Genomic DNA, 8,389 nt, shown 5'->3' with positions numbered 1-8,389 from the left:
GCGCGGAAAAGTCCGAGAGCAGGGCGCAGTGGCTGTGCGTTGAAAGGCACTGGGTCCCCGCGTTCGCGGGGATGACACCTGGGGCGCCTACGTTTGATCCGTCATTCCCGCGAACGCGGGAACCCAGCGACTCAGTTGAACGCAACCTCCCGGGTGGCGTCGCTTCGCTCAGTTCAGTTCTACCCTTTCTCCTTTCGCGTTCATCCCGGCGACTCCGCCCTTCCTCGCCTCGCCCTTTCTGTAAATCGTCTGAAATATTTCGTAATAGCTTCTGTCACATTCCTTGCTCATTCCTGCCGCTTTTCATCTGACTGTCACATTGCTTTCATAGAGTCTGCTCGCGCTCGCCGGTGCGGCGCGGAATTCCGGTCAGTCGGCCTTTCCCAAGGAGCAAGGCATGAAACTCAAGCGTTTGATGGCGGCGCTCACCTTCGCCGCCGCTGGTGTGGGCGCGGCAAGCGCTTTCGCTGCCATCGACCCGGCCTTGCCGGAATACCAGAAGACCAGTGGCGTCTCGGGTAACCTCTCCAGCGTCGGTTCGGACACCCTGGCCAACCTCATGACCCTGTGGGCCGAGGAGTACAAGCGCCTCTACCCCAGCGTGAACGTGCAGATCCAGGCCGCCGGTTCCTCCACCGCGCCGCCGGCGCTGACCGAAGGCACCGCCAACCTGGGCCCGATGAGTCGCAAGATGAAGGACGTCGAGCTGCAGGCCTTCGAGCAGAAGTACGGCTACAAGCCGACCGCCGTGCCGGTCGCCGTCGACGCCCTGGTGGTCTTCGTGCACAAGGACAACCCCATCAAGGGCCTGACCATGCAGCAGGTCGACGCCATCTTCTCCGCCACCCGCCTGTGCGGCGCCAAGCAGGACGTGAAGACCTGGGGCGATCTGGGCCTGGACGGTGACTGGACCAACAAGCAGGTGCAGCTGTTCGGCCGCAACTCGGTGTCCGGCACCTACGGCTATTTCAAGGAGCAGGCCCTGTGCAAGGGTGACTTCAAGCCCAACGTCAACGAACAGCCGGGCTCGGCTTCGGTGGTGCAGTCCATCAGCCAGTCGCTCAACGGCATCGGCTACTCCGGCATCGGCTACAAGACCGCCAGCGTGAAGACCGTGCCCCTGGCCAAGAAGGAAGGTGGCCCCTTCATCGAGGACAACGAGCAGAACGCGCTGAACGGTACCTACCCGCTGGCGCGCTTCCTCTTCGTCTACGTGAACAAGGCCCCGAACAAGCCGCTGGACCCGCTGGAAGCCCAGTTCCTGAAGATGGTGCTGTCCAAGACCGGCCAGGAAGTGGTGGTCAAGGATGGCTACATCCCGGTGCCGGCCAAGGTCGCCGAGAAGGCGATCAAGGACCTGGGACTCTAAGCGCGACGGATTTTGTCAGCCGCTAGCAGGCTGAGCGCAAAGTGATCGAGCTCGTTGGCAGGCGACTGCCGACGGGCTTCGTTTCGTCATCATCGTGTCATGTTTCTGTCATAGACTGCCGCTGGCGTATCGCCCCATGAACGACCTGGCTACCTCATCGATGAGCAACACATCCCCCGAGCGGATCGACTTCAACACGCCGGCCCTGCGCCGCAAGCGCCGCCTGCGCGCCTTCAAGGACCGCCTGACCCGCTGGTACGTGCTGATCGGTGGCCTGTCGGTGCTGATGGCCATTACCCTGATCTTCTTCTACCTCGCCTACGTGGTGCTGCCGCTGTTCCGCGGCGCCGAGCTGGACGCCCGCGAGCCCCTGGCGCCGGCCTGGCTGAAGGAGGTGCAGGCACCGCTGCTGCTGAGCATCGAGGAGCAGAACCAGGTGGCGATGCGCGTCGCCGCCGACGGTCAGGTGTTGTTCTTCGACCTGGATAGCGGCGCCGAACTGAGCCGCCAGGCGCTCAAGCTGCCGCAGGGCGTACGCGTGGTCTCCCTCGCCGAAGATCAGCCCGGCCACCCCCTGGTCGCGCTGGGCCTGTCCAACGGCCAGGTGCTGGTGTTCAAGCACAGCTACCAGGTCAGCTACCCGAACAACCGTCGGAGCATCACGCCGCAGGTCGAATACCCCTATGGCGAGGCGCCGGTCACTCTCGACCAGCAGGGCCGCGCCCTGGAGCACGTGGCCCTGGCCTCCGGCGACGACAGCCTGCTGCTGGCCGCCTCGGCGGGCAGCCAGATGATGCTGCTGAGCCTGAGCAGCCAGGAGAACATGCTCACCGGCGAGACCACCCTCGAGCAGGAACGCGTGGACCTGCCGCAGATCGCCGACCCGGTGAAGGCGATCTACATGGACCCGCGCAAGCAGTGGCTGTATGTCATCAACGGCCGCGCCCAGGCCGATGTCTTCGACCTGCGCACGCACCAGCTCAACGGCCGCTACAAGCTGCTCGACCACGCCAACCGCGAAGTCACCGCCAGCGCCCAGCTGCTGGGCGGCATCTCGCTGATGGTCGGCAACTCCGACGGTGGCATCAGCCAGTGGTTCATGGCCCGCGATACCGACGGCGAGCCGCACTTGGCGCATGTCCGCGACTTCCACCTGGGCGACAAGCCGATCACCGCCATCATCCCGGAGCAGCGCCGCAAGGGCTTCATCGCCCTGGACAGTTCCGGCGAGCTCGGCGTGTTCCACAGCACCGCGCACCGGACCCTGCTCAAGCAACAGGTCGCCGCGGCGTCCGGCAGCCTGGCGCTGTCGCCGCGCGCCAACCGCATCCTGCTGGAGGAGGGCGGCAAGCTGCACAGCCTCGACCTCGACAATCCGCACCCGGAGATTTCCTGGAGCGCGCTGTGGAGCAAGGTCTGGTACGAGAGCTATGACAAGCCGCAGTACGTCTGGCAATCCACTGCCGCGACCACCGACTTCGAACCCAAGCTGAGCCTCGCGCCGCTGACCTTCGGCACCCTCAAGGCGGCCTTCTACGCGATGATCCTGGCCGCCCCGCTGGCCATCGCCGCCGCCGTCTATACCGCGTACTTCATGGCGCCGGCGATGCGCCGCAAGGTGAAGCCGGTGATCGAGCTGATGGAAGCCTTGCCGACGGTGATCCTCGGCTTCTTCGCCGGCCTGTTCCTCGCGCCTTATGTCGAAGGCCACCTGCCGGGCATCTTCAGCCTGCTGCTGCTCACCCCACTGGGCATCCTGCTCGCCGGCCTGCTCTGGAGCCGGCTGCCCGCGCGCCTGCGCCTGGCCCTGCCGGACGGCTGGGAGGCGGCGATCCTGATCCCCGTGGTGCTGGCCGTCGGCGCCTTCGCCCTGTGGCTGAGCCCGCACCTGGAAACCGCCTTCTTCGGTGGCGACATGCGCCAGTGGCTGAGCCACGACCTGGGCATCACCTACGACCAGCGCAACGCCCTGATCGTCGGCCTGGCCATGGGCTTCGCGGTGATCCCGAACATCTTCTCCATCGCCGAAGACGCGATCTTCAGCGTGCCCCGAAGCCTCACCTACGGCTCCCTGGCCCTCGGCGCCACGCCCTGGCAGACCCTCACGCGGGTGGTGATCCTCACCGCCAGCCCGGGCATCTTCTCGGCGCTGATGATCGGCATGGGCCGCGCCGTGGGTGAAACCATGATCGTGCTGATGGCCACCGGCAATACCCCGATCATGGACCTGAACATCTTCCAGGGCATGCGTACCCTCGCCGCCAACGTGGCGGTGGAAATGCCCGAATCGGAGGTGGGCGGCACTCACTACCGCGTGCTGTTCCTCTCGGCGCTGGTACTGCTGACCTTCACCTTCGTGATGAACACCCTGGCCGAGCTGATCCGTCAGCGGCTGCGGAAGAAATACGCGTCGCTCTGAGCGGCGCCTGACGAGGTCGTACTTCGTGAAACAGAAACAGGATACGGTGAAAGCCTGGTTCGCCAGCGGTTCTCCCTGGGTGTGGATGAACGCCGGCGCGGTTTCCATCGCGGTGATCATGACCATCGGCCTGCTGGCCGTCATCGCCGTGCGCGGCCTCGGCCACTTCTGGCCGGCCGACGTGCTGCAGGCCAGCTACAGCGTGCCGGGCGAAGCGGCGAAGACGCTGATCGGCGAGGAAGTGCAGGTCGAGCAGGTGCCCCGCGAGCGGCTGCGCGGCGCCGGCCTGCCGGTGCCTGCAGAGGGGCCCGAGATGATGACCCGCGAGCTGCTCAAGCTGGGCAACCGCGACCTGTACGGCAGCGATTTCTCCTGGGTGATCGGCGACTGGCTGACCGAGCGCAGCTGGCCGCGGGAACTGCTGACCCTGGAGCGCCGCGAGTGGGGCAACTTCTATGGCTACCTGCTGAGCGTCAAGGAAGCCGGCAAGGTGGTGGCCGAAGGCGCCGCCGCCATGCCCGAGCTGCAGCAGCGCCTGCAGCGGGTCAACGGCCTCTACGCGCAGCTCAGCGGCCTGGAGAAATCCGATATCGGCGGCATCAACCATTCGCTCGAACGCCTGCGCCTGAAGGAGCGCAGGCTGCAGCTGGACGGCAAGCTGGACGCCGCCGCCCAGGCCGACCTCGCCGCCGCGCGCGCCGAACTGCAGGGCCGCTACCAGGAATACGAAGGCCGGCTCGCCGAGCTGCGCCAGCAGTTCAACCGCGACAGCGTGGTGATGCGCGATGCCAGCGGCCGCGAGACCGAGATCAGCGTCGGCAAGCTGGTCCACGCCTACCAGCCCAACGCCATGGGCGTCGGCGCCAAGCTGAAGTTCTACTTCCAGAAGCTCTGGGAATTCCTCAGCGACGACCCGCGCGAGGCCAACACCGAGGGCGGCATCTTCCCGGCGATCTTCGGCACGGTGATGATGACCCTGGTGATGGCGGTGATCGTCACCCCGTTCGGCGTGATCGCCGCCGTCTACCTGCGCGAGTACGCGCGCCAGGGGCTGCTGACGCGGGTGATCCGCATCGCCGTGAACAACCTCGCCGGGGTCCCGGCCATCGTCTACGGGGTGTTCGGCCTGGGCTTCTTCGTCTACGTGCTGGGCGGCTCGATCGACCGCGTGTTCTTCCCCGAAGCGCTGCCGGCGCCGACCTTCGGCACCCCGGGGCTGTTCTGGGCCTCGCTGACCCTGGCGATCCTCGCCGTGCCGGTGGTGATCGTGGCCACCGAGGAAGGCCTGTCGCGCATTCCGCGCTCGATCCGCGAGGGCTCGCTGGCCCTGGGGGCGACCAAGGCCGAGACGCTGTGGAAGATCGTCCTGCCGATGGCCAGCCCGGCGATGATGACCGGCCTGATCCTCGCCGTGGCCCGCGCCGCCGGCGAAGTGGCGCCGCTGATGCTGGTGGGCGTGGTCAAGCTGGCGCCGACGCTGCCGGTGAACGGCAACTTCCCCTATGTGCACCTGGACCAGAAGATCATGCACCTGGGCTTCCACATCTACGACGTCGGCTTCCAGAGCCCCAACGTCGAAGCCGCGCGGCCGTTGGTGTACGCCACCGCGCTGCTGCTGGTGCTGGTGATCGCCCTGCTGAACTTCTCCGCCATCGCCATCCGCAATCGCCTGCGCGAGAAGTACAAGGCGCTGGAAAACTGATTCCGCGGCCGGCGCCCGCGCGGCGCCGGCCCGAGCCTCCAACGGGAGACCCGAGATGCAACAAGAACCCCATCGCCACGGCATCGACCTCGCCGCCCTCGGCCGGCCGATCCGCGAAGGCCTGCGCCTGGACAAGGAAAGCGTGGCCCTGGATGTGCCCGGCCTGAACCTGTTCTACGGGCAGAAGCAGGCGCTGTTCGACATCGCCATGCAGATTCCCAAGCAGCGCGTGACCGCCTTCATCGGTCCGTCCGGCTGCGGCAAGTCGACCCTGCTGCGCTGCTTCAACCGCATGAACGACCTGGTCGAGGATTGCCGCGTGGAAGGCGAGATCCGCCTCGACGGCCACGACATCTTCGCCCGTGGCGTGGACGTGGCCGAACTGCGCCGGCGTGTCGGCATGGTGTTCCAGAAGCCCAACCCGTTCCCCAAGACCATCTACGAGAACGTGGTCTACGGCCTGCGCCTGCAAGGCGTGAACAAGAAACGCACCCTCGACGAGGCGGTGGAATGGGCGCTCAAGGGCGCCGCGCTCTGGGAGGAGGTGAAGGACCGTCTGCACGAGTCGGCCCTGGGCCTCTCCGGCGGCCAGCAGCAGCGCTTGGTGATCGCCCGGACCATCGCGGTGGAGCCGGAAGTGCTGCTGCTCGACGAACCCTGCTCGGCGCTCGACCCGATTTCCACGCTGAAGATCGAGGAACTGATCTACGAACTGAAATCCAAGTTCACCATCGTGATAGTCACCCACAACATGCAGCAGGCCGCGCGGGTCTCCGATTACACGGCGTTCATGTACATGGGCAAGCTGATCGAGTTCGGCGACACCGACACGCTCTTCACCAACCCGGCGAAGAAGCAGACCGAGGACTACATCACCGGGCGCTACGGCTAGCGGCGTCCGGCGCCGCGAAGCGGCGGTCGCATCATCAAATTGCAACCTTTGGCGCTTAGCCTGCAGCTTTCGCGGAGCGAAACCACATCATGATCAACAAAGAAAGTCTGAGCCATCACATCTCCCAGCAGTTCAACGCCGAGCTGGAGGACGTGCGCAGCCACCTCCTGGCCATGGGCGGGCTGGTGGAAAAGCAGGTCAACGACGCGGTGACCGCGCTGATCGACGCCGATTCCGGCCTCGCCCAGCAGGTGCGCGAGATCGACGACCAGATCAACCAGATGGAGCGCAACATCGACGAGGAATGCCTGCGCATCCTCGCTCGCCGCCAGCCGGCCGCTTCCGACCTGCGCCTGATCATCAGCATCTCCAAATCGGTGATCGACCTCGAGCGCATCGGCGACGAAGCCTCGAAGATCGCCCGCCGCGCCATCCAGCTGTGCGAGGAAGGCGAGTCGCCGCGCGGTTACGTCGAGGTCCGTCATATCGGCGGCCAGGTGCGCAAGATGGTGCAGGAGGCGCTGGACGCCTTCGCCCGCTTCGACGCCGACCTGGCGCTGTCGGTGGCGCAGTACGACAAGACCGTCGACCGCGAATACAAGACCGCCCTGCGCGAGCTGGTGACCTACATGATGGAAGATCCGCGGGCGATCTCCCGCGTGCTCAACGTCATCTGGGTGCTGCGCTCGCTGGAACGCATCGGCGACCACGCGCGCAACATCGCCGAACTGGTGATCTACCTGGTGCGTGGCACCGACGTTCGCCACATCGGTCTGACCCGCATGAAAGAAGAAGTGCAGGGCAAGTCCGACAGCTGAGCCGCACCGGCTGTAGGGCGCATGACGCCCCAGGCGCTATCCGCCGCTGGCTCCCGCACCAGGGCTGCGGCGGATAACCGCGAACGGTTATTCGCCCTACGGCAGCACAAGTCCTCTTCGTAGGATGGGGTGAGCGCCTGCCTTGCCGACTGAGCCGAGGTGCTCTTTGTAGGCGCGAGCCGGGTCTGTCGCTCAGAAATTCAGCCTCAGCATTTGCGCCAGCTGTCGGCCCGCGGGGTCGCGGGCGTGGCTGTTGTCTTTCAGCGCCTGCTGCAGGCAGTGGACGAAATGCCTGGAGGTCGCGTCCAGCCCCTGGTCACGCAGGCGGATGATGCTGATGTCCCCATCCGCCAATGGCTCTTCCAGCGCCAGGGCCCGTGCGCCGCTACGCAGCGGTTCGCAGAGCGTCATCGGCTGCGGTGCGTAGCCGAGCAGGCCGGTGTCGACGATCAGGCTGCTCAGCATGCCCGCGGAATGGGCGCAGACGATGCGCTCGCGAGCGATCTGCAGGCCGTGTTGGCCGAACAGCTCGTGGGTGGTTTCGGCATAGCGGTCGGTGGTGAAGTTCATCGTCCAGTCGACCTCCAGCAACTGCCTGAGTGAGCGCGCCCCGGCCAACGGATGGCCGTTGCGGGCCACCACCTGCATGCGGTAGTACGCCAGCGGCTGATGCACGAACTCCGCGCCCGGGAGAATGCACGTCGGGCTCAGGGCGAACTGCATGCGCCCCGTGCGCAGCAGCGGCAGGATCACCGCCTGCAGTCCCTCGTACAGTTCCAGATGGACCTGCGGCATGTCCCTGCGGAAGGCCTGCAGGGCGTTGCCCAGCAAGGTCTGGCCGAACCATGGGGTAACGCCTACGCACAGCGTTGCCGCGCCTTCGCCGCGCAGGGCGGCCAGTTCCTGGCGGGCGCTGTCCAGCTGGGTGGCGACCTGCCGGGCGCGGGGCAGCAGCACCTGGCCGGCGGTGGTCAGCCGGGCGCCGCCGGCGTGGCGCATCAGCAGCGGCAGTCCCTGTTCCTCTTCCAGTTCGCGCAGGGCGCGGGTCACCGCGGCCTGGCTGAGGCCCAGGCCACGGGCCGCGGCGCGGATGCCGCCGCCGTCGGCCACGGCTATCAACGCGTGCAACTGATGCAGTTTCAACGCTCGCCTCCCCTCCGAATACTGGAGGTCGTCACGACAACATTTT

6 protein-coding genes are annotated in these 8,389 nt (G+C 66.3%); 5 read left to right on the top strand and 1 reads right to left on the bottom strand.

Going from position 1 to position 8,389, the window contains the following annotated elements; all coding sequences use genetic code 11:
• The first annotated feature begins 397 nt into the window (after positions 1–397).
• The 5 genes from P3W75_RS20240 to phoU all read left to right on the top strand — a co-directional run bounded on the left by P3W75_RS20240 (position 398) and on the right by phoU (position 7,200).
• Entirely contained in the window at positions 398–1,369 is a 972-nt protein-coding gene (locus P3W75_RS20240) for a phosphate ABC transporter substrate-binding protein PstS family protein (RefSeq protein ID WP_276229092.1), read from the top strand.
• A gap of 442 nt (positions 1,370–1,811) precedes the next feature.
• On the top strand, positions 1,812–3,788 hold the full coding sequence (locus P3W75_RS20235; protein ID WP_430765393.1) for an ABC transporter permease subunit: 1,977 nt from the start codon (positions 1,812–1,814) through the stop codon (positions 3,786–3,788).
• Positions 3,789–3,813: 25 nt separating this feature from the next.
• A complete protein-coding gene (gene pstA / locus P3W75_RS20230) occupies positions 3,814–5,490 on the top strand; it encodes a phosphate ABC transporter permease PstA (RefSeq protein WP_276229091.1) in 1,677 nt (558 codons plus the stop codon).
• A gap of 55 nt (positions 5,491–5,545) precedes the next feature.
• A complete protein-coding gene (gene pstB / locus P3W75_RS20225; RefSeq protein ID WP_276229090.1) occupies positions 5,546–6,382 on the top strand; it encodes a phosphate ABC transporter ATP-binding protein PstB in 837 nt (278 codons plus the stop codon).
• 89 nt (positions 6,383–6,471) lie between these two features.
• The gene (gene phoU / locus P3W75_RS20220; RefSeq protein WP_276229089.1) at positions 6,472–7,200 is read left to right on the top strand and encodes a phosphate signaling complex protein PhoU; all 729 of its coding nucleotides are present in this window, start codon (positions 6,472–6,474) and stop codon (positions 7,198–7,200) included.
• A 192-nt stretch (positions 7,201–7,392) separates the two neighbouring features.
• Here phoU and P3W75_RS20215 read toward each other — a convergent pair whose 3' ends face one another.
• A complete protein-coding gene (locus tag P3W75_RS20215; protein WP_276229088.1) occupies positions 7,393–8,343 on the bottom strand; it encodes a LysR family transcriptional regulator in 951 nt (316 codons plus the stop codon).
• Positions 8,344–8,389 lie beyond the last annotated feature (46 nt).

It is taken from the genome of Pseudomonas citronellolis (assembly GCF_029335315.1).
GTDB classification, from domain to species: domain Bacteria; phylum Pseudomonadota; class Gammaproteobacteria; order Pseudomonadales; family Pseudomonadaceae; genus Pseudomonas; species Pseudomonas citronellolis_A.
The sequence above is the reverse complement of the archived record's forward strand: the minus strand, read 5'-3'. Positions and strand labels throughout refer to the sequence as shown.